The organism is Rhodococcus sp. MH15, assembly GCF_019266045.1.
Taxonomy (GTDB): Bacteria; Actinomycetota; Actinomycetes; order Mycobacteriales; family Mycobacteriaceae; genus Rhodococcus_F; species Rhodococcus_F qingshengii.
The window spans coordinates 12951-33685 of record NZ_LPNP01000082.1 but is presented as its reverse complement, the minus strand read 5'-3'; the positions used below and the strand labels follow the sequence as shown (position 1 = coordinate 33685).

The window sequence follows — 20735 nt, the reverse complement described above, 5'->3', positions numbered from 1 at the left end:
TGGAAGCGCGGAAGTATGGCGTGCATCACATTCGCACCTCACTACTTCAGGGGAGTTTCCGATGACGGCAGTAGCCGAACACACCATCAGTTCCGCGGTACAGGGTTTCCTGAACGGACCGAAGAAGCTCTACATCGGCGGCGAATTCGTCGACGCCGCTTCGGGTCAGACCTTCGCGACGTACAACCCGGCTGACGGACAGAAGCTCGCAGACGTGGCACACGGTCAGGCCGAAGACATCGACCGCGCGGTACGTGCCGCTCGAACGGCTTTCGAGGACGGCCCCTGGTCACGTATGAAGGCAAACGAGCGCGAGCGGATGATCTGGCGCGTCGGCGACATTCTCAGTGCTCGTGCCGAGGAATTCGGTCAGCTCGAAGCTCTCGACAACGGCAAGTCCGTTGCCATCGCCACCGCCGTCGACGTAGCTTGGGCCGCAGACGTTTTCCGCTACTACGCGGGTTGGGCCACCAAGATCGAAGGCAGCACCGTCAACGTGTCGATGCCCTTCTCTCCGGGCGGCGAGTTCCACGCCTACACCCTGCGTGAGGCGATCGGCGTCTGCGGACTGATCGTGCCGTGGAACTTCCCGCTGCTGATGTCGTCGTGGAAGCTCGCCCCCGCTCTCGCAGCCGGAAACACGGTGATCCTCAAGCCTGCCGAGCAGACCCCGCTCACCGCACTGCTTCTCGCGGAGGTCTTCGAAGAAGCCGGCTTCCCGCCCGGTGTCGTCAACATCGTTCCCGGCTTCGGCGATGCAGGTGCTGCACTGTCCGGCCACGACGACGTGGACAAGGTCGCGTTCACCGGTTCCACCGAGGTGGGTAAGAAGATCGTCGACGCCGCCAAGGGCAATCTGAAGAAGGTTACGCTCGAGCTCGGTGGCAAGAGCCCCAATATCGTGTTCGCCGACGCCGATTTCGATTCCGCGGTGGAGGGTTCGCTCAACGCGTGGCTGTTCAACCACGGACAGTGCTGCGTTGCGGGTACTCGGCTGTACGTCGAGGACACCATCTTCGAGAAGTTCACCGAGGCCGTCGCGCACGCAGCGAGCCAGGTCAAGATCGGACCCGGCCTCGATCCAACCACCCAGCTCGGACCGCTGGTCTCGCAGGAGCAGTTCGACAAGGTGACCGGCTACCTGCGTGAGGGAATCGCCGACGGCGCACGTGCACTGACGGGCGGCAACCGCTGGGGCGATCAGGGCTACTTCGTCGAGCCGACCGTCTTCGTTGACGTCAAGCCCGAATTCTCCATCGTTCAGGAGGAGATCTTCGGACCCGTCGTGGCGGCGCTGCCGTTCAACGCGGACGACGGACCGATCACTGCCGCAAACGATTCCATCTACGGCTTGGCCGCCGGCATCTGGACCCGGGACATTTCCAAGGCTCACCGCACGGCGAAGCGCTTGAAGGCCGGTTCGGTGTGGATCAACCAGTACAACGGCTTCGACACTGCAATGCCCTTCGGTGGATACAAGCAGTCCGGCTGGGGCCGCGAGCTCGGCGCTTCGGCTATCGATCTCTACACCCAGACCAAGGCCGTCAACATCGCTCTCTGACCGACCCCATCGCTCATTCTCTCGTCCGACAATCAAGGAGATCACCAGTGAAGACCAAAGCTGCTGTACTGCTCGAGCCCGGAAAGCCTTTCGAGATCATGGAACTCGACCTCGACGGCCCGGGTGTGGGTGAGGTACTGATCAAGTACACCGCTGCCGGACTGTGCCATTCGGATCTGCACCTGACCGACGGTGATCTCCCGCCGCGTTACCCGATCGTCGGCGGACACGAAGGCTCGGGCATCATCGAAGAGGTCGGCCCAGGCGTCACGAAGGTCAAGCCGGGCGACCATGTCGTGTGTAGCTTCATCCCCAACTGCGGCACCTGTCGCTACTGCTCGACCGGTCGCCAGAACCTCTGCGACATGGGGGCCACCATCCTCGAAGGCTCGATGCCCGACGGTTCCTTCCGTTTCCACGGCAACGGAATGGATTTCGGCGGAATGTGCATGTTGGGAACGTTCTCCGAGCGCGCCACCATTTCTCAGCACTCGGTAGTCAAGATCGACGACTGGCTTCCATTGGAGACGGCAGTGGTCGTCGGCTGCGGCGTGCCGTCGGGTTGGGGAACTGCCGTCAACGCAGGCAACCTCCGCGCCGGTGACACCGCGGTGATCTACGGCATCGGTGGCCTCGGCATCAATGCCGTTCAGGGTGCGGTTTCGGCCGGCTGCAAGTACGTCGTTGTGGTCGATCCGGTAGCTCTCAAGCGTGAGACCGCACTGAAGTTCGGTGCCACGCATGCCTTTGCAGACGCCGAGAGCGCCGCTGCCAAGGTCAACGAGCTGACGTGGGGACAGGGTGCCGACGCTGCGCTCATCCTTGTCGGCACCGTCGACGAGGACGTGGTCAGTGCAGCGACGGCAGTGATCGGCAAGGGTGGCACCGTGGTGATCACGGGACTCGCCGACCCCGCCAAGCTGACCGTTCACGTGTCGGGTACCGACCTGACGCTGAATCAGAAGACGATCAAGGGCACGCTGTTCGGGTCCATGAATCCGCAGTACGACATCGTGCGACTGCTGCGTCTCTACGATGCCGGTCAGCTCAAGCTCGACGAACTGATCACCAACACCTACAGCCTCGAAGACGTCAACAAGGGCTACCAGGATCTACGTGACGGCAAGAACATCCGGGGCGTGATCATTCACGACAAGTAACCCCAAGTGCTGTGCGCCTTTATTAACCGCCCGCGGTTAATAAAGGCGCACAGCACTATTTCTTGGCTTTCGACAAAATCTGCATCAACTGAAGTAGCGCCGAGAACTTCGCGAACACCGAGCGCGAGACCACCGGACCGAAAGCCGCGGTGTCGGTTGCGTCGAAGGCGTCGAGCAGATCCCGAAAGCTTTCGATCTGCTTGATCATCGCGTCCAGGTCGACGTGCGTGACGGCGTCGGCTTCGCGCAGAGCGAGCAGGTACTGCGGCGCCGTCACCAAGGCGACCGCCGGGATCTTCCGCTCGAACAATGGTTCACCCTCACCGAAATGAATGACCGGTCCCGGCGCCACGATTCGGCGATCGCCCGCCCCGATGTCGCGCCACAGCGGTGCAACGATGTCGTGTACTTCCCGACTCGTCGCGTAGAGCAGTTCCGGTTCCGGAGTGGTCTCCAACGAATAGCTGCCGATCGAGGTGTTCTCGGTATCACCCAGTGCGCCGAGGTGTTCGATTGCGATCCCCGCTACTGCGCGCGCCTGACCGTCTTCGCCCTTCCACATCTCGGGGTGTGCTTCGAGCCAGGTGGACGTTGCCTGTCCGTGCTTGGACACCGCTGGAATACGAAGGTGGCCAGTCGTCAGGACAAAAACGTACGACCGTCGATGCGGCTGCGCCACGGCGTGCCGCGCCAACGCCAACATTCCCAGATGGCCGTTCTCCTCGACACCGTTGGTTCCGTCGCTGTGAGTGATGAGCAGAATCGTCTCTTCGGGTGAGGTTCCGGGGGACACCGCCCACACCGTGTCGGTCCGGGTGTCCGGATGCAGAGTCGCATCCAGTACCAGAGTCGCCAGCTGACCGGAGCGAGCTGCAGCGACAACCTTCGCGCCCTCGTCGCCGGCCACCCAGACGGCGGGGATGTCGGGATATGGCTGCGTGAACGGAAGATATTGTCCCAGTGCGTTGTCCGGAGCGATGTCACGCCACACCGCGATCACGCCGAGGACACCGGCCTTGCGGGCCTTGTCGAGCTTCGGGCCCAGAAGTGTTGCGGAGAGAACCGGATTTCGAAGTGTCTCGTCGGTGGCGATCGGGCCCCACTCGCTGACCAGTAGCTTGCGGGGGAGATCGATGTGCGGGACCTCGATCACTGCGATCGCGCCCTTGGCCGCCGACCACTTGGGGCGTCGCGCGCTGACGTAGACCAGGGGAGCGGAGATTCCCTGTGGCCCGGTCAATCCGGAGTAGGGGAATGCGGACGAAACTCTGATCGGTCCCGTCGGCAATTCGATGCGAAGTCCGTCAGACGTTGCCGGTAGATCCCAGCGTTCGAAAGTGTGTGAATCACGCCGGACTTCGAGACCCAGTTCGGTCAGTTCGTTCGCGACTTCCTCCACCACCGCGTGGTGTGAAGGTGATCCCGTCAATCGTGGCCCTCGCGCGTCGAGTCGCTGTTGGCCTGCAAGGAGGAGATCGCGATCGACGGCCTGGCCGTGATTCATGGGATTGCCTTTCGTACTACGCGACGTCTGCTCTGGTGAGGCGCCTGCCCGTGTCGTGTCCACGGTACCGAGCGGTCTGAAAAGGAGACGGAGAGCGCGCCGGATATGCCGTTTTCGCAGATATACCAGGTGCCAACGAGCCGGTCGGTCCGTACCGTATGACCTTGGCACCGAAAGACTCCGTGTTCTTCGGACAGACCAGTCCACGGCGAGAGAGGCCTACGTTGGCTACGTATCTTTACAGGTTGGGGAAGTTCGCTTTCCGCCACAAGTATCTTGTGGTGGCCGCGTGGATTATCGTGATTGCGGTGGTGGGGGGCGCTATCAGCGCCACAAATCCGACGTTCTCCAAAGAATTCAACCTTCCGGGCACCGATTCACAGCGTGCGACCGAGTTGATGAACGAAAACTTTGCAACTGCAGCGGAGCAGCAAACTCAGGCGTCGACCAGTATTCTCATCGCGGCAGACGACGGGCTTGCCGCGCACAGCGATCAGATCGATCAGTTGATCGCGCAGGCGAAGACGTTGCCGGACATCGTCGATCCCGAGAAGATCGTCAATCCGGTCACCCTCGCGGAGGCCAATCCAGCGGTGGCGTCGGCCGTTCTCGGCGACAACGGCAAGGTCGGGCTGATCCAGCTCAATCAGTCGATTCGCATCGAGGATCAGACGCAGGCCAACAAGACCGCGTTCCTCGACTTGATGGCAAAGTTCCGCACCGGCGGCTTGCAAGTCGAAGGAACCGGCTCGATGATGCAGGTGCAGGCCGCGGGCGGTCTGTCGGAGATGCTCGGCTTCGCGGTGGCGTTCATCGTGATGATCGTGGCGTTCGGTGCACTCATCGCGGCGTTCATCCCGTTGTTCACTGCAATTCTGGGAATTGCGCTGGCCACTCTGACTGTCACCCTCGGCTCGGGCTTCTTCGACATCAACGAAGGCGTCACGGGAATCGTCACGATGATCGGCATCGCAGTCTCGATCGACTACGCGTTGTTCATCGTGTCGCGCTACCGCAGTGAGCTCAACCTGGGCGGAACCAGAGAAGCCGCCGCCGGACGCGCAGTAGGTACTGCCGGTTCGTCTGTCGTATTCGCAGGCCTGACAGTGGTGGTTGCGCTGGCGGCCCTGGCGGTGGTCGGGGTTCCGATGATCACGCAGATGGGAATCTCGGCAGCGGTTGCCGTCATCATCGCTGTGCTCGGCGCAATCACATTGATCCCAGCGGTTCTGGGTATCTTCGGCCGATTCGCGTTCTCGCCTCGTATCCCCGGGCTGCGCCACGGTGACGAGCCCGAGACGATGGAATCCAACGGACATCGCTGGGCCAAGATAGTCACCAAGTACCCGTGGCCGATCGCGGGTGCTGCGCTGGTGCTTCTGGTGATCGCGGCTATTCCGATGACGAAGCTCGAACTCGGACTCTCGTTCACTCAGGACGAAGAGCGGCCGGCACTTGCCCTGCTGCAACGTGGGTTCGGTGAAGGCGTCAATGGCGAATTGTTCGTCGTGCTCGACGCGCCTGACGGCACCGACATCACCGCGATTGCCGAAGGCACTGTCGCGCACATCAAGGGCCTCGACAACGTCGCAACTCCGGATCAGTTGATGTGGGTCGGAAACGGACCCGACGCGGCAAACCCGATGGCGGGCGCCAACTCTGCGCTGATCGCGGTCACCCCGCAGATGTCACCGAGCGGCCCCGAAACCCACGAGCTGATGAATCAGATCCGGAATTACGGATCGACGGTGAAATCGGAAGGCGCAGAACTCGGTGTAGCGGGGCAAACCGCGATCGTTGCCGACATGTCGTCGAAGCTCAGTTCCGCGCTCATCCCGTATCTCATCGTGGTTGTGGGGCTGGCGTTCATCATCATGATGGTCGTCTTCCGCTCGATCCTGGTGCCGCTGACCGCAACTCTCGGATTCCTGTTTTCCGTCTGTGCGACCTTCGGCGCCACGGTGGCCATCTTCCAGGAGGGCGACTTCGGGCTGATCGAGCACACACAACCCATCATCTCGTTCCTGCCGATCTTCATGATCGGTGTGGTCTTCGGGTTGGCGATGGACTATCAAGTGTTCCTCGTGACGCGAATGCGCGAGGAATACGTGCACGGATTGTCGGCCAAGGACGCCATCATATCCGGCTACACCCATGGTGCTCGCGTGGTCGCGTCGGCGGCCATCATCATGATCTCCGTGTTCGGCGCATTCATGCTGTCCTCGGAGACGACAAGCAAGATGATGGGCTTCGGCCTCGCGGCTGCAGTCTTCTTCGACGCCTTCATCATCCGCATGATCGTGATCCCTGCGGTCATGTCGATTCTCGGTGATTCGGCGTGGAAGTTGCCGGCGTGGCTCGACAAGATCCTGCCGAACGTCGACATCGAGGGTGAAGCGATTCGACGGATTCCGATCGAGCAGGATCCGAATTCCGATCCAGACCCGAATCAGGTGCCTGTGAGGGTGTAAGCACTCAGGTCGTCAGGACGGGGTGCCGGTTGCACAGCAACTGGCACCCCGTCCTTCTGTGTTCATACGGCGCTCGTGCGATAGGAAACCATCCGGTTGGTAACAAAAATCGCTGTGATCGCGACAGGACTTCCAGAGGCGACGCGCATCGGGAGCGAGCCGTGACAGTGACTGCGAGGGTACGTGTCGAAGGAGCAAACCGATTCGAAGCGGGCCGAGAAGTGGACCTTCGCGCTGACGGTCGTCTCCCTGATCGCCGGTGGGACAGTGGTTGCCGGGCTGGTAGATCGGTGGAGCAGCTCGCCGTCCGATGACATCTCTGTAGCTGCGTCATCTTCGATCACCATGACGTCTACACCGGACGAGATTCCGGCGGAGGACGTGCCTGAATTCTCGTACGTCACGCCGAGCGCGGTGTACCCGACAACGATTCCGGGTTGTGAAAGCGTCGAAGCGCCGGAGGAGGATTCGTTCTTCTCCTATATTCTCGACGGATCTGATACGTACGACGATCCACGCTTTCCGTGGTTCTCGAGTGCCAAGGCCGCCGCGATGTCGGAAGCGGTCAAGCAGGCGCTCCCGAAAGATGTCGAGCTGAAGTTCGCCAGCCCGGGTAATTCGCTGCAGTTCGGGCCGATCTCTGCACCTTCGAACACAGATGGGCTGCCCGAGGGTTTCTCGCTCGAGGAGTTGGCGTCCACCACTGCGTCCGGGACGCTGATTCGGGACGGGAAGATCGGCGCGCTCAGCCTGATGCTGCACTCGAGTTCTGATCCGATCCCATCGTGTGTTGCGGGGTCGCTCGTCGAACGTCGGGTGCTGGCTGACCAGTCGGTAGTGGATCTGCAGGATACGTGGAGCGAAACCAATGGTGTACGCACCCTTGGTCGGTCGGCGATGTTGTACGGAGTCGACGGGACCCGTATTCAGGCGTATGTCAACGACACTAACAACGACGGAGGTCGGAACGCCGAGAGTTCCGGCGTGGTGCCACTGACTCTCGACGACCTTGTAACCCTTGTCGAAATGCCACAGCTGCGAATCACTACTCCAGTTCCCCCGGGTACGGCACCCCTTTCGCCCGGGTGCCACGGGATCCCTCGAGACTCTAGCGACGTGGCTGAACTCGATCGCGCGACGATCGAACGTCTCAACGCGGTACTCGAGATCAGATGGCGCGCTGTATCTCCGGGTTTTCCGATTCTTGATACCGGACCGGGCACTCTGACGGTGGCGGAGAATGACAAGTCCACTGCATGTCAGAGACTTCTCACCCGGACGGGAGACAGCGAGTCGACGCTCAACATGACAATTACCGGCGGACAACCACTCCCTACGGAGCCCAACAAATACGACCCTTCCTACGACGGGCACCCCTTGGAGGTCGTGACGCGACCGGATGGATCCGTGATCGAGCGAGACGAACGGAACTACGCGACCGTGCCCATGACAAATGACGGCTCGAAAGCAGAATCGACGCAGGAAACGAGCAGGTCGGTGGTCGTCACCCGCCCGAATGGGACCCAAGTCTCGGTTTCGTCGTCGGCTGCGATCCCGAACGATCCGATGACGTTCGCGCAGTTGGAGTTTCTCGCGACGACCGAAGGCTTGGAGATTCGATGACCACCAGATTCTCCCCGAAATCGCGACTTCGGATCGCGGCCGCCGCAGCCGTAGTCACCGTCACTGCCGCCATCGCCACGGTGGTCACGTCGACGAGTTCCGAACCGACAGCGATCTCGTCGCCGCTATGGAGCGTCGAGGCCTCCGAGATTCTCGGGCGCGAGTTCGCGATCTTCCGGAGCCCACTTGTTGGAACCGAATTCAACATGGACATGGGCGGATTCATCGACGCCGGATCACTCGTGGTCACGATGATCGGTATGCCGGATCGTCAGGCGTATTCGTTGGACGACGCAGAATTGGTCGGATTGGACGCCGAAGATGGCACAGTTCGTTGGCGCACGTCGGCGGTCGACGTCGGTGGTTGCTCCGAGACTCTGCTCGGCAGTTCGGTGCTGTGTTTCTCCGGGCCGTACGTATCCGGTGGTTCGTACTCGCTGTTCGACATCGAGACGGGAGAGCGGCGAGACATCAAGACACCGTGGTCGCCGATCGTCGCGGTTGTCTCGGGCGACACCGTACTCGCGCTCGAAGGTGATATCGAGAGCAACGACGTTCGCGTGCACAGCGGAACCGTCGACGATCCGGAAGCGAACTGGTCCAAAGCGTTCGACGTCGGTGGATCGTGGGAAGCCGGATACGTCGATCCGGTGATGTCGGTTCACGGCGACCTGGGCGTGATCGCTCTCGACGAGTCCTTGGGATTCGACGTGAAGACCGGCGAACAGCGGTGGGTACACGGTTACTCCACCTGTTCGACCGCGCACACATCGTCCGACGGGGTGACATTGGTGTCGGATGGCGGTTGCGAAGGCAATGGCCGTCCGACAAGTGAGTACGCGCTCGATCAGTACGGGCGCGAGTTCGCCAGGACGGACGAACTGCCTTCGGAGTCCTCGTACTACGGCGGACGATACAGCCGAGATGATCCGGCGGGAGGATCGACTCCGATCATTCTGGGACACAGCGGTTTCGACCGGACTTCGGGCGAGAAATTGTGGTCCAACAGTGAAGTCTTCGACACCGCACAGTCGTTGGCGGTGATCGGCAACGTGATCGCCGTGACCCGCTCCGGTTCCGAGCCCGAGGTCCAGTTCGTGGACCTGCTCACCGGGGAGGTCCTGTGGCGCTCGAACGCCGAGCGCGCCGGAGAGATCGCCTGGCACGGGGATGTCGTTATCGACGAGGGCAACGTCTACGGAACAGATGTCAGGACCGGCCAACGGAGTTGGGAGGTCCAAGTCGTCCAGGACGGGGACGACGAGTTCACGCCTTGGGTGATGCCGCGCGAGCTGTGGGCGGGGGAGAAGGTGCTGTTGCGTTCCAGTGAAGACCGCATCACGGCGTTGAAACTGTCGTGAAATTCGGTGGCTGCGAACCTTCGGCGATTAGCGAAATTCGATGGGTTACTGGTGAACTGGCATGATTCGACCTTTCGACATGCCGAACAAGCGCCTGAACTCCAGGCGCTCCTGCTCGAAGTTGTAGATGCGGTAGACGGGCCACACGAGCGCATGGAGCATCGAGTCGCCCCAGATGGTCAGTTTGAGGCGCCAATTCATGATGTTGTGAAGGTGCAGAACCGATTCGGATGCTTGGTTGTACTTCAGGTACTCCAACGGAGGGGTTTCACCGCGTCGACCGGACGTTTCTGCTCGCATGTCGGCGATCTGACCGATCGTCATCCCTTCCTCCCGAAGGCACAGTGAAAGGTCGATATCTTCGTGGATGTCCGGCCGGTCACTGACTTGCTCGCGGACCGACAACCATGCGCTTTTTCTGATCGCCATGTTCGCTCCGGCGACAGCGAGTACTTGACGTTCGCAATCGAACTTCCCCTGCTTCACCTGCCTGTCCAGTGCGTAGCGGTGGATTCGAGCAAACGGCGATTCGAAGAGGTAGGTGAGTCCGGCAACTGCTGAATGAGCGGTGCTGCGTTGGAAGAAACCCTTGACCGCATCTGCCCATCCCGGTTGTACCCGTGTGTCCGCGTCGATACGACCGATGATGTTGCCGGTCGAGGCGTCGAAGCCCGCGTTCCGGGCGTGTACGACGCCTTGGCGGGCCTCGAAGACATATCTGACTTTGTCGTACTTCTCGGCGAACTCCTGGATGATCGATGCAGTACCGTCCGTCGAGTTGTTGTCGACAATCAGAATCTCATCGATTTCCGACTCGGTCACTAGACGCTCGATGCAGCCGGAAACCGCGTTCTCTTCGTTGAATACCGGAACAACCACCGAAAGTCGATTAGTGGACAAGTGTTCAATATCCTGCATGGATGCGGTCACTGTATTCCTTTGCTGGGCAATTGGGTCCAGTCCTTCGCAAAGGTTACGATAGCAATAGGTGACCATTCGGACAATTTGAACCGAGGGCCATATGATCAATCCCGCAACAGCTTATTGCGGGAAACTATCAGCATAAGTGCAGCTGGCACGGCATAAATGCATGCAGAATAAGGCTTTCGGAACTGATTGATTTTTACCCACTCGAGTCTATTCGTCGGTCGAACACCGGACTTTAGTCCTTCTAATTCCGGCAAATATAATGCTGCCCGTTCGCTGAATTGTGAATCGCCACTGCGGCAACCGTCGGGCAATATCTAGATGTCGCAAGTTGCTTTTCAGTGAAGTGGAGTCGGTGCAGCGCAAGTGCCATATTTGTAGATTCAACGGACCCTTGACGGCAAGGTTGCCGCCATCTGCAAATATTTGCTTTTGTAGCTGTCGGTCTGGATTTTCCAGTGAAGTCTGCCCCCGCGACTTTTCAGCACCGATTTCCGATGTGCAAACAGCAGCCGGCACCTACCTATCGGGTCAGGATGCCTTCGGTTTCGGGTGCCGGAACGGTTTTCCCCGTGATCGGATCGACTTCCTCGAGCGGTGGAACGTCTTCTCCGTCGAGCACTCGGCGCATGCGCTCCTTGTCGAGCTGCCCCTCCCAATTGGCGACCACGAAGGTTGCGACACAGTTCCCGAGCAGGTTCACCGACACCCGCATCGAATCCATGATTCGATCGGCGCCCAGTAGGAGAGCGACTGCGGCAACTGGAATTGCGCCGTGACCGATTGCGGCCACGGTGGCCGACAGCGCCAGGAATGACGATCCCGGCACGCCGGCCATTCCCTTCGAGGTGAGCATCAGAACCAGGACGGCAGTGATCTGTTCACCGAGTGTCAGGTCCACGCCGAGTGCCTGCGCCAGAAACAGCATGCAGATCGACAGGTACAGCGTCGCGCCGTCGAGATTGAACGAGTAGCCGGTAGGCACCACCAATCCTGTTGTAGTGCGCGAGCATCCGGCGTTGGTGAGCTTGACCATGATTCGGGGCAGAACTACTTCGGTCGACGCCGTTCCCAAAGCGAGGAAGAGTTCGTCCTTGATGTACTTGACGAACTTCCACAGGTTCACGCCCGCGAAGTACCTGACTATCGCGGCCAGGATGAGGATGAACAGGACGGCGGCGAGATAGCATGCGGCGATCAGCTTTCCGTAACTTCCGAGCGAAGCGATCCCGTACTGACCGACGATGTACGCCATCGCGCCCAAAGCGCCCAACGGCGCCAGTCTCATGATCCAGCCGATAATCGTGAAGAACAGATGGCTCAGACGATCGACGAGTTCGAACACGATCGGTGGTCCACTCTCGCCCGCCTTGGCCAATGCGAGCCCGAACAGTACGGCGAAGAAGAGGACTTGGAGGAGTGCGTTCTCGGCGAAGGCCGAAACTATCGACACCGGAATGATATTGAGCAGGAATTCGACGGTGTGGGGAAGTTCGCCACTTCCGGTCTTGGCGGCCACGGCGTCCGCACCGTTCGCCAGCGTCTCCGGATCGATGTTGAATCCCGCACCCGGCTTCATCAGATTTCCGATGAGCAGCCCGAACAACAGGGCGAAGGTGGTCACGACTTCGAAGTAGATGAGTGCTTTGACGCCGATACGCCCCACGGCCTTCAGATCCCCGACGTGGGCGATCCCGATCACAACGGTGCAGAAGATGATCGGCGCGATCAGCATTTTGATCAGCTTGATGAACCCGTCGGCGAGGGGCTTGAGGTTCGCGCCGAATTCCGGCCACAACCAGCCGATGAGAACACCGATGACGATAGCGGCGATCAATTGCACGAACAGTGATCGGTACCAGGGCGGCTTGTTGGCGAGTCGCGCGAGCTCGCTGTTCGGCAGTTTTACGGAAGTTGGCATGGATGGGAACGGTAGGTCCGCTTGATTGCGAAAAAATAACTCGCGAATGTCGTGGATGTAACGCGTCGAGGTTGCATCTCGGACAACAATTCGGTCAACAAGCGACAGTTGTGTGTGACTGTGGTTATTGTTTCCCTGAGCGGTGATCTTCCGTCCGCGTGCATGCACGACGTGTGAGAGGGGCTGTCATGGGGCAAATTATCGGAACCATCATTTTCGGCGCAGTCATCGGAATCCTGGCTCGTCTCGTACTGCCAGGTAAGCAGCAGTACGGCATGATCGTGACCGTCGTGCTGGGTATCGCCGGAGCGCTTATCGGGTACTGGGTCTGGGGAGCGATCTCGGACAAGGGCGACACGGGTGGAATCGACTGGATCCGCTGGATCATCAGCATCGCCGCGGCGGCCGTGCTCTCGATCGGCTACAGCGCCGTCACGGGCAAGAAATAGCAAGCCGACCCAATTCGAGAAGTGCGCCCTCCCGAAGTTCGGGAGGGCGCACTTCTTTTTGTTTGCCCTAGTTGTCCGACCCCAGTTGTGAGCGAACGGCACTTTCGTCGCCTCAGATGCGCCGAAAGGCGCGTTCGCTCAGGGCAGGGGACCGAATTCAGAGCGCCCGTCGCTGAAGATGCAGCGCCTCGAGGAACTGCGCCGGCAGATCCTGCTCGAGGATTTCGTCGTCAGGATGCGGTAGCGCTTTGATTTTGGCGAACTCGTCGTTGAGTCGTTCCATCTTGACGTCCAGGCGGTGTGCCGCGGCCGCTGCCTCGGTGAGTTCGTCGAGGAGTTCGACGGGAACCTCGCGGTTGTACTTGTAGTAGATCTTGTGTTCGAGGCTCGCCCAGAAATCCATCGCGATCGTGCGGATCTGAAGTTCGATCGGTACGTGCCTGACGCGGTCACTCATGAAAACCGGGACCTCGACGATCAAGTGCAAGCTCTTGTAGCCGTTGGGTTTCGGATCGGCGATGTAGTCCTCGCGCTCGATCACCCGAAGGTCCGTCTGGCTGGTGAGCATCTCGGCGATTCGGTACGTGTCGGAAATGAAGCTGCAGGTGATACGTACTCCAGCGATGTCGAAGATGTTCTTCGAGATGTCGTCGATCGTCAGCGGGACGTTCAGGCGTTGAGCCTTTCGCAGGATGCTGTCCGGTGACTTGACCCGTGACGTGACGTGTTCGATGGGGCTGTACTGATTGATGTGAGTGAACTCGTCCTTGAGGATGTTCACCTTGGTCATCAGTTCGGAGATTCCGAATTGGTACAACATCATGAAGCGGGAGAACTCGGTCCGCAGTTCGGCGAAATCGGCCCTGCTGACCCCACTGCTGTCTTCCACGTTCGGCACCCTCATCTGTTAGCTGGTGTAACCAGTCTGCCACCGATTGTGCCGTGTCCGGTTTCAGTGGGTGCGCAGTGCGGCGAGCGTCATATCCCGCAGGACTCGACGCGCGCGTGCCGGCGAAGCGGGGTTGGCGCTGTGAGGGGTCGAGTTGATCAGACCGAAGGTGGCATGCGCTTTGATTCGTGCGTCCGCCTGATCGAGTTGGGGATCGAGTTGCTCGAGCACCCCGACCCAGACCTCGACGTACTTGCGCTGCGTCTGGCGTACCTGTCGACGCGCGTCGGCCGGCAGGCTTTCGAGGTCGCGGTCCTGGATGCGGATCAGGTCCGGCTCGCCGAGCGCGAAGTCGAGGTGGAACTCCACCAGTGCGTCGAGAGCAGCGCTCGGTGAGTCCGCTGCCTCCGCTGCCGCAGAGCCGCCTTCGTGCAGGCGCGTGCTGATGCCGACGAGAAGTTCCACGAGGACGGCGTCCTTGTTCGGAAAGTGCCGGTACACGGCCGGGCCGCTGATGCCGACGGCCGCGCCGAGGTCTTCGAGTCGCACACTCACGAATCCGCGTTCGGCGATCAACCGTGCGGCGGCGTCCAAGAGCTGACGTCGACGGTCGGCCTTCATCTGATCGCGTCGCGTCGGAGCTGCTACCTGCTCAGAGGTCATTCTCTCGATCTTTCTTCGCTTGTGTTCTGGACAACTCAGTTAATCATAGTTAATCTAGTTTCAGTTATCGAGCATTAACTCATGGCGAAGGCGGCGGGATGACTCCCAGTGGAATCACGCAAGGATCGGGCTACCGGTCCGATCACACCGTTCTGGTGGACGAACTGAAGAAGAAACTGGCGCAAGCAGCGCTGGGTGGCAACGAGCGCTCTCGCGAGCGTCACGTGAGCAGAGGGAAGTTGCTGCCGCGAGATCGCGTCGACTCGCTGCTCGACCAGGGCAGCCCCTTCCTTGAGCTGTCCCCACTGGCGGCCAACGGCCTGTACGACGACGAGTGCCCGGGCGCCGGCGTCATCACCGGTATCGGCCGTGTGTCGGGTCGCGAGTGCGTCATCGTTGCCAACGACGCGACGGTCAAGGGCGGCACCTACTACCCGATGACGGTGAAGAAGCACCTGCGCGCGCAGGAAGTTGCGCTGCAGAACAACCTTCCCTGCATCTACCTCGTCGACTCCGGCGGCGCCTTCCTGCCGCGCCAGGACGAGGTCTTCCCGGACCGTGAGCACTTCGGCCGGATCTTCTACAACCAGGCGACCATGAGCGCCAAGGGGATTCCCCAGATCGCCGCAGTTCTCGGTTCATGCACCGCGGGAGGCGCCTACGTGCCCGCGATGAGCGACGAAGCAGTGATCGTCCGCAACCAGGGCACCATCTTCCTCGGCGGACCGCCGCTCGTGAAGGCTGCCACCGGTGAGATCGTGACGGCCGAAGAGCTCGGCGGCGGCGACCTGCACTCCAAGGTTTCCGGCGTCACCGATCACTTGGCCGAGGATGACCGCGACGCACTTCGGATCGTGCGCAACATCATTGCCACGCTCGGCCCCCGCTCCGAGCGCCCGTGGGACGTCATCTCCACGGTTCCGCCCGTCGCCGATCAGAGCGAGCTGTACGACGTCGTTCCGACTGATCCCCGTACTCCGTACGACGTGCACGAGGTCATCACCAAGCTCGTTGACGGTGGCGCGTTCCAGGAGTTCAAGGCTGAATACGGCAAGACGCTCGTCACCGGTTTCGCCCACATCGAGGGCCACCCGGTCGGCATCATCGCCAACAACGGCGTGCTCTTCGGCGAATCCGCCATGAAGGGAGCACATTTCATCGAACTGTGCGACAAGCGCAGTGTGCCGCTGCTGTTCCTGCAGAACATCGCAGGCTTCATGGTGGGACGCGACTACGAGGCCGGCGGCATCGCCAAGCACGGCGCCAAGATGGTCACGGCAGTCGCGTGTGCACGGGTCCCCAAGCTGACAGTCGTCATCGGCGGCTCGTACGGCGCCGGCAACTACTCCATGTGTGGACGCGCGTATTCACCTCGCTTCCTGTGGATGTGGCCGAACGCGCGCATCTCGGTCATGGGCGGCGAGCAGGCCGCGTCGGTGCTCTCGACGGTTCGTAGTGACCAGCTCGACAGCGCGGGTAATCCGTGGTCGGCCGAGGACGAAGAATCCTTCAAGGCGCCGATCCGCGAGCAGTACGAGGCTCAGGGCAATCCGTACTACTCCACTGCGCGGCTGTGGGATGACGGTGTCATCGATCCCGCAGATACCAGAACTGTTCTCGGCCTGGCCCTTTCGGTGTGCGCGAACGCGCCGATCGAGCCGGTCTCCTACGGCGTCTTCCGGATGTGAGCGAAATGACTGAGTTGCGCACTATCGATACTGTTCTCGTGGCCAACCGCGGTGAGATCGCGGTTCGCGTGATCCGCACGTTGCGTGAGTTGGGAATTCGCAGCGTCGCCGTCTACAGCGACGCCGACGCGAATGCTCGCCACGTCCGCGAGGCCGACACTGCCGTCAACATCGGACCGGCCGCGGCGCGTGAAAGCTACCTCGTCATCGACAAGGTCATCGACGCTGCCAAGTCCACCGGTGCTCAGGGTATTCACCCCGGTTACGGCTTCCTGTCGGAGAACTCGGCGTTCTCGGCTGCCTGTGCGGCTGCCGGAATCGCCTTCCTCGGCCCCTCCGAGCACGCCATCGAGGTGATGGGTGACAAGATCACCGCGAAGAACGCCGTTGCCGCGTTCGACGTACCGGTGGTCCCGGGTATCGCTCGCCCCAATCTGACCGACGAAGAACTGATCGCAGCGGCCGAGGACATCGGCTACCCGGTGTTGGTCAAGCCTTCGGCCGGCGGAGGCGGCAAGGGAATGCGTCTGGTCGAGGATCCGGCCAATCTGGCCGAGGCTCTTCGCAGTGCCCGCCGTGAGGCCGCGTCGTCGTTCGGCGACGACACCCTGTTCCTCGAGCGATTCGTCCTGCGGCCCCGGCACATCGAGGTCCAGGTTCTCGCCGACCAGCACGGCAACGTCGTTCACCTCGGTGAGCGCGAATGCAGCCTGCAGCGGCGTCATCAGAAGGTCATCGAAGAGGCTCCATCGCCGCTGCTCGATCAGGTGACCCGTGACCGGATCGGCGCGGCAGCGTGCAACACCGCTCGAAGCGTCGATTACACCGGCGCCGGCACCGTGGAGTTCATCGTCTCCGCCGACAAGCCGGACGAGTTCTTCTTCATGGAGATGAACACCCGCCTCCAGGTCGAGCATCCCGTCACCGAAATGGTGACCGGACTGGATCTGGTCGAATGGCAGGTCCGTGTGGCAGCAGGGGAGAAGTTGGCCTTCTCCCAGAGTGACATCACGCTGACCGGGCACGCCATCGAAGCTCGTGTGTACGCGGAGGATCCGGGCCGTGGGTTCCTGCCGACGGGCGGCCGCGTCGTCGATCTGGTCGAGCCGTCAGGTTCCGGCGTGCGCGTCGATTCCGGACTGCTCGCGGGCACCGTCGTCGGCAGTGACTACGACCCGATGCTCAGCAAGGTCATCGCCCACGCTCCCGACCGCGCGGGCGCACTGCGCAAGCTCGATCGCGCACTCGGTGACACCGCAGTGCTCGGAGTCGTGACCAACATCGAATTCGCACGGTTCCTCCTCGCTGATCCGGATGTGATCGCGGGCAACCTCGACACCGGTCTGCTCGATCGTCGCGTCGAAGACTTTGTCGCAGCCGACGCCTCCGACGAGGTACTCATTGCTGCCGCGGCGTATCGCTGGCTCTCGCGGTGGACAACCTCGGAATGCGTTGATCCCTGGGATGTCCCGAGTGGGTGGCGCGTCGGAACTCCCGCTCCGACCACCATCAGGCTCTCCGCCGGCACCCGAACGGCGCACGTTGCGATCGTCGGCGTTCCCGCGGATGCAAAGGTCGAGGTCGAAGGTTCACAGCCTCGCGCATTCAGCGCGACCCTGACGGGATCCGAACTGGCGGTGGTGATCGACGGACGTCGACGCACGTTTGTCGTCGCCGAGACCGATGGTGGTCTGTGGCTGGCAGGCGGCGGAACCTGGCACGTGCGCGAGGTTGCCGAAGTCAGCGTTCGCGGTGAGGACAAGCACGCCGGTGACGCCGAAATCGCCAGCCCCATGCCCGGTGCCGTCATCGCAGTCAACGTCGAGAACGGCGCGGCAGTGAGCGCGGGACAACCACTCGTCGTGGTCGAGGCCATGAAGATGGAGCACTCCTTGACGTCCCCGATCGACGGGATCGTGGAAGTGCTTGTCCGTCAGGGCGATCAGGTGATGGTGGATCAGGTTCTGGCCCGCGTGGTACCTGTCACGGACGAAGAGACTGCAGAAGTAAAGACCGAGAACACGACGCAGAAGGAAGACGCCTGATGTCCGATTACCTTGCCACCGGAGCGCTTCCGGACGAATACCAGCAGCTCGCCAAGACGGTTGCAGATTTCGCGAAGACCGTAGTGGCACCGGTTGCTGCCGAGCACGACGCCAACCACACCTTCCCGTACGAGGTAGTGGCCGGGATGGCCGACATGGGACTGTTCGGCCTGCCGTTTCCCGAGGAGTACGGCGGAATGGGCGGCGACTACTTCGCACTCTGCCTGGCGCTCGAAGAGCTGGGCAAGGTCGACCAGAGCGTCGCGATCACTCTCGAAGCTGGTGTGTCCCTTGGTGCCATGCCGATCTACCGTTTCGGTAACGAGGCACAGAAGCAGGAGTGGCTTCCGCAGCTCACCAGCGGCAAGTCGTTGGCTGCCTTCGGCCTGACCGAACCCGGTGCGGGTAGCGACGCCGGCGGAACCAAGACCACCGCGAAGTTCGACAGCGGTGAGTGGATCATCAACGGCAACAAGCAGTTCATCACCAACTCGGGCACCGACATCACCAAGCTCGTGACGGTCACCGCGGTCACGGGTGTCAAGGACGGCGGCAAGAAGGAGATCTCGACGATCCTCGTGCCGACCACGACGCCCGGCTTCACGGCCGAACCGGCGTACAACAAAGTCGGTTGGAACGCATCCGACACCCATCCGCTCACGTTCGCCGATGTTCGTGTCCCCGAAGAGAATCTGCTCGGTGAGCGCGGCCGCGGCTACGCGAACTTCCTGCGCATCCTCGACGAAGGCCGCATCGCTATTTCCGCGTTGAGCGTCGGTGCCGCCCAGGGCTGCGTCGACGAGTCGATCAAGTACGCCAAGGAACGCGAGGCGTTCGGTCGCCCCATCGGACACAACCAGGCCATCGCGTTCAAGATCGCGCGTATGGAGGCTCGTGCCCACGTCGCACGTACCGCGTACTACGACGCGGCCGCACTCATGTTGTCGGGCAAGCCGTTCAAGAAGCAGGCGTCTATCGCCAAGCTGATTTCCTCCGAAGCTGCCATGGACAACGCCCGTGACGCCACGCAGATCCACGGCGGATACGGCTTCATGAACGAGTACGCCGTCGCGCGCCACTACCGTGACAGCAAGATCCTCGAAATTGGTGAGGGAACGACCGAGGTGCAGTTGATGCTCATCGCTCGTGAGGCAGGGCTGTGACGAACCCCAAGAAGATCACTCAGCGCGGGCTCTGGTTCGAGGAGTTCGAGGTCGGCGCGATCTACGAGCATCGCCCAGGCCGGACGGTGACCGAGGCTGACAACGTCCTGTTCACGACTTTGACCATGAACACGCAGGCGTTGCATCTCGATGCCGCGTACAGCGAGGACACTCAATTCGGTGTGCGGCTGGTCAATTCGATGTTCACCCTGTCGACCATCGTCGGCCTGTCCGTCGCGCAGTTGACGCAGGGCACCATCGTGGCGAACCTCGGTTTCTCCGAGATCAGCTTCCCGAAGCCGCTCTTTCACGGCGACACCTTGTATGCCGAGACGCTCATCGCGGACAAGCGCGAGTCGAAGAGCCGTCCAGGTGAAGGCATCGTGACGCTCGTGCACACCGGGCGTAACCAGCACGGTGACGTCGTCGCACTGGCCACGCGCAAGACACTGGTGCAACTGCGTCCGGCAGAGGTGTCCTCATGACGTGGACACCGCCGGGGCCGGCGTGGTTGTTCTGCCCGGCGGATCGTCCCGAGCGCTATGCGAAGGCCGCGGCTGTTGCCGACGTCGTGATCCTCGATCTCGAAGACGGTGTGGCTCCGGCCGACAAGGAAGCCGCACGTGCAGCCCTGATCGACACGCCTCTCGATCCGGAGCGGACGGTCGTGCGCGTCAATCCGGTCGGTACGCCTGATCACGAACTCGATCTGATCGCGCTGGACGGCACACACTATTCGCGTCTCATGCTGTCCAAGTGCGAATCGGCCGAGGACGTCCTCTCGCTCGCACCGGCGGACGTGGTTGCGCTCGTCGAGTCCCCGCGAGGAGCCCTCGCCGTGGCCGACATCGCGCTTGCTGCGAACGCCATCGGTGTCATGTGGGGAGCCGAGGATCTTGTTGCCGGTCTCGGCGGCAACTCGAGCAGGCACCCGAACGGTTCGTACCGCGACGTTGCCAAGCACGTCCGATCGACGTCTCTCCTGGCCGCGAAGAGCTACGGCCGGTTGGCTGTCGATTCCGTGTACCTCGACATCAAGGACCTCGTCGGCCTGGGCGTCGAGTCCGCTGATGCCGTCGCAGTCGGCTTCGACGTGAAGGTTGCGATCCATCCGAGTCAGGTCGAGGTCATCCGCGGGGCCTTCGCACCTTCGGAAAAAGAGATCGACTGGGCCACACGAGTGCTTGCCGCGGTGTCTACTGAACGTGGTGTGTTCGCGTTCGAGGGCAAGATGGTCGACGCTCCCGTTCTCCGTCACGCCGAGAAGCTTCTTCACCGAGCCGGAATCTTTCAGCAGAAGGAGAACTAAC

The 20735-nt window shown here is 61.4% G+C and carries 16 protein-coding genes; 11 read left to right on the top strand and 5 right to left on the bottom strand.

Features of this window, described 5'->3' with window-relative positions:
- Nucleotides 1-61: 61 nt before the first annotated feature.
- Together ATN37_RS30205 and ATN37_RS30200 are read left to right on the top strand one after the other, a co-directional pair.
- Nucleotides 62-1561 carry an aldehyde dehydrogenase family protein gene (locus ATN37_RS30205; protein WP_019744236.1) on the top strand — a complete coding sequence of 500 codons (1500 nt, stop codon included), beginning with the start codon at nt 62-64 and terminating at the stop codon, nt 1559-1561.
- A 47-nt stretch (nt 1562-1608) separates the two neighbouring features.
- Nucleotides 1609-2721, top strand: coding sequence for an NDMA-dependent alcohol dehydrogenase (locus ATN37_RS30200; RefSeq protein WP_003942086.1), 1113 nt, complete (start codon nt 1609-1611; stop codon nt 2719-2721).
- A gap of 55 nt (nt 2722-2776) precedes the next feature.
- Here the strand turns inward: ATN37_RS30200 and ATN37_RS30195 are convergent, their stop codons facing one another.
- Entirely contained in the window at nt 2777-4225 is a 1449-nt protein-coding gene (locus ATN37_RS30195; RefSeq protein WP_165639660.1) for a hypothetical protein, read from the bottom strand.
- A gap of 224 nt (nt 4226-4449) precedes the next feature.
- Between ATN37_RS30195 and ATN37_RS30190 the strand changes: the two genes are divergently transcribed.
- The 3 genes from ATN37_RS30190 to ATN37_RS30180 all read left to right on the top strand — a co-directional run bounded on the left by ATN37_RS30190 (nt 4450) and on the right by ATN37_RS30180 (nt 9680).
- Nucleotides 4450-6696 (top strand): MMPL family transporter, encoded by a 2247-nt coding sequence (locus tag ATN37_RS30190; RefSeq protein WP_165639698.1) that lies wholly within the window; start codon nt 4450-4452, stop codon nt 6694-6696.
- A 183-nt stretch (nt 6697-6879) separates the two neighbouring features.
- Entirely contained in the window at nt 6880-8319 is a 1440-nt protein-coding gene (locus ATN37_RS30185; protein ID WP_165639659.1) for a hypothetical protein, read from the top strand.
- A complete protein-coding gene (locus ATN37_RS30180) occupies nt 8316-9680 on the top strand; it encodes a PQQ-binding-like beta-propeller repeat protein (RefSeq protein ID WP_218696039.1) in 1365 nt (454 codons plus the stop codon). Before ATN37_RS30185 ends, ATN37_RS30180 begins: the two co-directional genes overlap by 4 nt.
- 45 nt (nt 9681-9725) lie before the next feature.
- On the opposite strand, the gene ATN37_RS30175 is transcribed toward ATN37_RS30180, so the two are convergent.
- The gene (locus tag ATN37_RS30175; RefSeq protein ID WP_256933577.1) at nt 9726-10580 is read right to left on the bottom strand and encodes a glycosyltransferase family 2 protein; all 855 of its coding nucleotides are present in this window, start codon (nt 10578-10580) and stop codon (nt 9726-9728) included.
- 550 nt (nt 10581-11130) lie between these two features.
- Complete coding sequence (dctA, locus tag ATN37_RS30170) at nt 11131-12528, bottom strand: C4-dicarboxylate transporter DctA (RefSeq protein ID WP_021343541.1); 1398 nt, start codon at nt 12526-12528, stop codon at nt 11131-11133.
- Between the two features lie 188 nt (nt 12529-12716).
- Between dctA and ATN37_RS30165 the strand changes: the two genes are divergently transcribed.
- Nucleotides 12717-12977: a GlsB/YeaQ/YmgE family stress response membrane protein gene (locus tag ATN37_RS30165; RefSeq protein WP_003942027.1), complete on the top strand. Its 261-nt coding sequence runs from the start codon at nt 12717-12719 to the stop codon at nt 12975-12977.
- A 157-nt stretch (nt 12978-13134) separates the two neighbouring features.
- On the opposite strand, the gene ATN37_RS30160 is transcribed toward ATN37_RS30165, so the two are convergent.
- Together ATN37_RS30160 and ATN37_RS30155 are read right to left on the bottom strand one after the other, a co-directional pair.
- Nucleotides 13135-13881, bottom strand: a complete 747-nt coding sequence (locus tag ATN37_RS30160) for a GTP pyrophosphokinase family protein (protein WP_024487832.1) — start codon at nt 13879-13881, stop codon at nt 13135-13137.
- 48 nt (nt 13882-13929) lie between these two features.
- Entirely contained in the window at nt 13930-14529 is a 600-nt protein-coding gene (locus ATN37_RS30155) for a TetR/AcrR family transcriptional regulator (protein WP_003941968.1), read from the bottom strand.
- 98 nt (nt 14530-14627) lie between these two features.
- Here ATN37_RS30155 and ATN37_RS30150 point away from each other — a divergent pair, with 98 nt between their 5' ends.
- From ATN37_RS30150 to ATN37_RS30130, 5 genes are read left to right on the top strand one after another with little or no spacing between them, the layout of a single operon-like run.
- Nucleotides 14628-16217, top strand: a complete 1590-nt coding sequence (locus ATN37_RS30150) for a carboxyl transferase domain-containing protein (protein WP_042453308.1) — start codon at nt 14628-14630, stop codon at nt 16215-16217.
- A gap of 5 nt (nt 16218-16222) precedes the next feature.
- Nucleotides 16223-18262, top strand: coding sequence for an acetyl/propionyl/methylcrotonyl-CoA carboxylase subunit alpha (locus ATN37_RS30145; RefSeq protein WP_218696038.1), 2040 nt, complete (start codon nt 16223-16225; stop codon nt 18260-18262).
- A complete protein-coding gene (locus ATN37_RS30140; RefSeq protein ID WP_007730190.1) occupies nt 18262-19425 on the top strand; it encodes an acyl-CoA dehydrogenase family protein in 1164 nt (387 codons plus the stop codon). Before ATN37_RS30145 ends, ATN37_RS30140 begins: the two co-directional genes overlap by 1 nt.
- Entirely contained in the window at nt 19422-19910 is a 489-nt protein-coding gene (locus ATN37_RS30135; protein ID WP_003942078.1) for a MaoC family dehydratase, read from the top strand. Before ATN37_RS30140 ends, ATN37_RS30135 begins: the two co-directional genes overlap by 4 nt.
- Complete coding sequence (locus tag ATN37_RS30130; protein WP_003942031.1) at nt 19907-20734, top strand: CoA ester lyase; 828 nt, start codon at nt 19907-19909, stop codon at nt 20732-20734. Before ATN37_RS30135 ends, ATN37_RS30130 begins: the two co-directional genes overlap by 4 nt.
- Nucleotide 20735: the final 1 nt, after the last annotated feature.

Coding starts and splice junctions, on each gene's coding strand:
- ATN37_RS30205 (WP_019744236.1), top strand. CDS start 62: ATGACGGCAGTAGCCGAACACACCATCAGTTCCGCGGTACAGGGTTTC.
- ATN37_RS30195 (WP_165639660.1), bottom strand. CDS start 4,225: ATGAATCACGGCCAGGCCGTCGATCGCGATCTCCTCCTTGCAGGCCAA.
- ATN37_RS30180 (WP_218696039.1), top strand. CDS start 8,316: ATGACCACCAGATTCTCCCCGAAATCGCGACTTCGGATCGCGGCCGCC.
- dctA (WP_021343541.1), bottom strand. CDS start 12,528: ATGCCAACTTCCGTAAAACTGCCGAACAGCGAGCTCGCGCGACTCGCC.
- ATN37_RS30165 (WP_003942027.1), top strand. CDS start 12,717: ATGGGGCAAATTATCGGAACCATCATTTTCGGCGCAGTCATCGGAATC.
- ATN37_RS30160 (WP_024487832.1), bottom strand. CDS start 13,881: ATGAGGGTGCCGAACGTGGAAGACAGCAGTGGGGTCAGCAGGGCCGAT.
- ATN37_RS30155 (WP_003941968.1), bottom strand. CDS start 14,529: ATGACCTCTGAGCAGGTAGCAGCTCCGACGCGACGCGATCAGATGAAG.
- ATN37_RS30150 (WP_042453308.1), top strand. CDS start 14,628: ATGACTCCCAGTGGAATCACGCAAGGATCGGGCTACCGGTCCGATCAC.
- ATN37_RS30145 (WP_218696038.1), top strand. CDS start 16,223: ATGACTGAGTTGCGCACTATCGATACTGTTCTCGTGGCCAACCGCGGT.
- ATN37_RS30140 (WP_007730190.1), top strand. CDS start 18,262: ATGTCCGATTACCTTGCCACCGGAGCGCTTCCGGACGAATACCAGCAG.
- ATN37_RS30130 (WP_003942031.1), top strand. CDS start 19,907: ATGACGTGGACACCGCCGGGGCCGGCGTGGTTGTTCTGCCCGGCGGAT.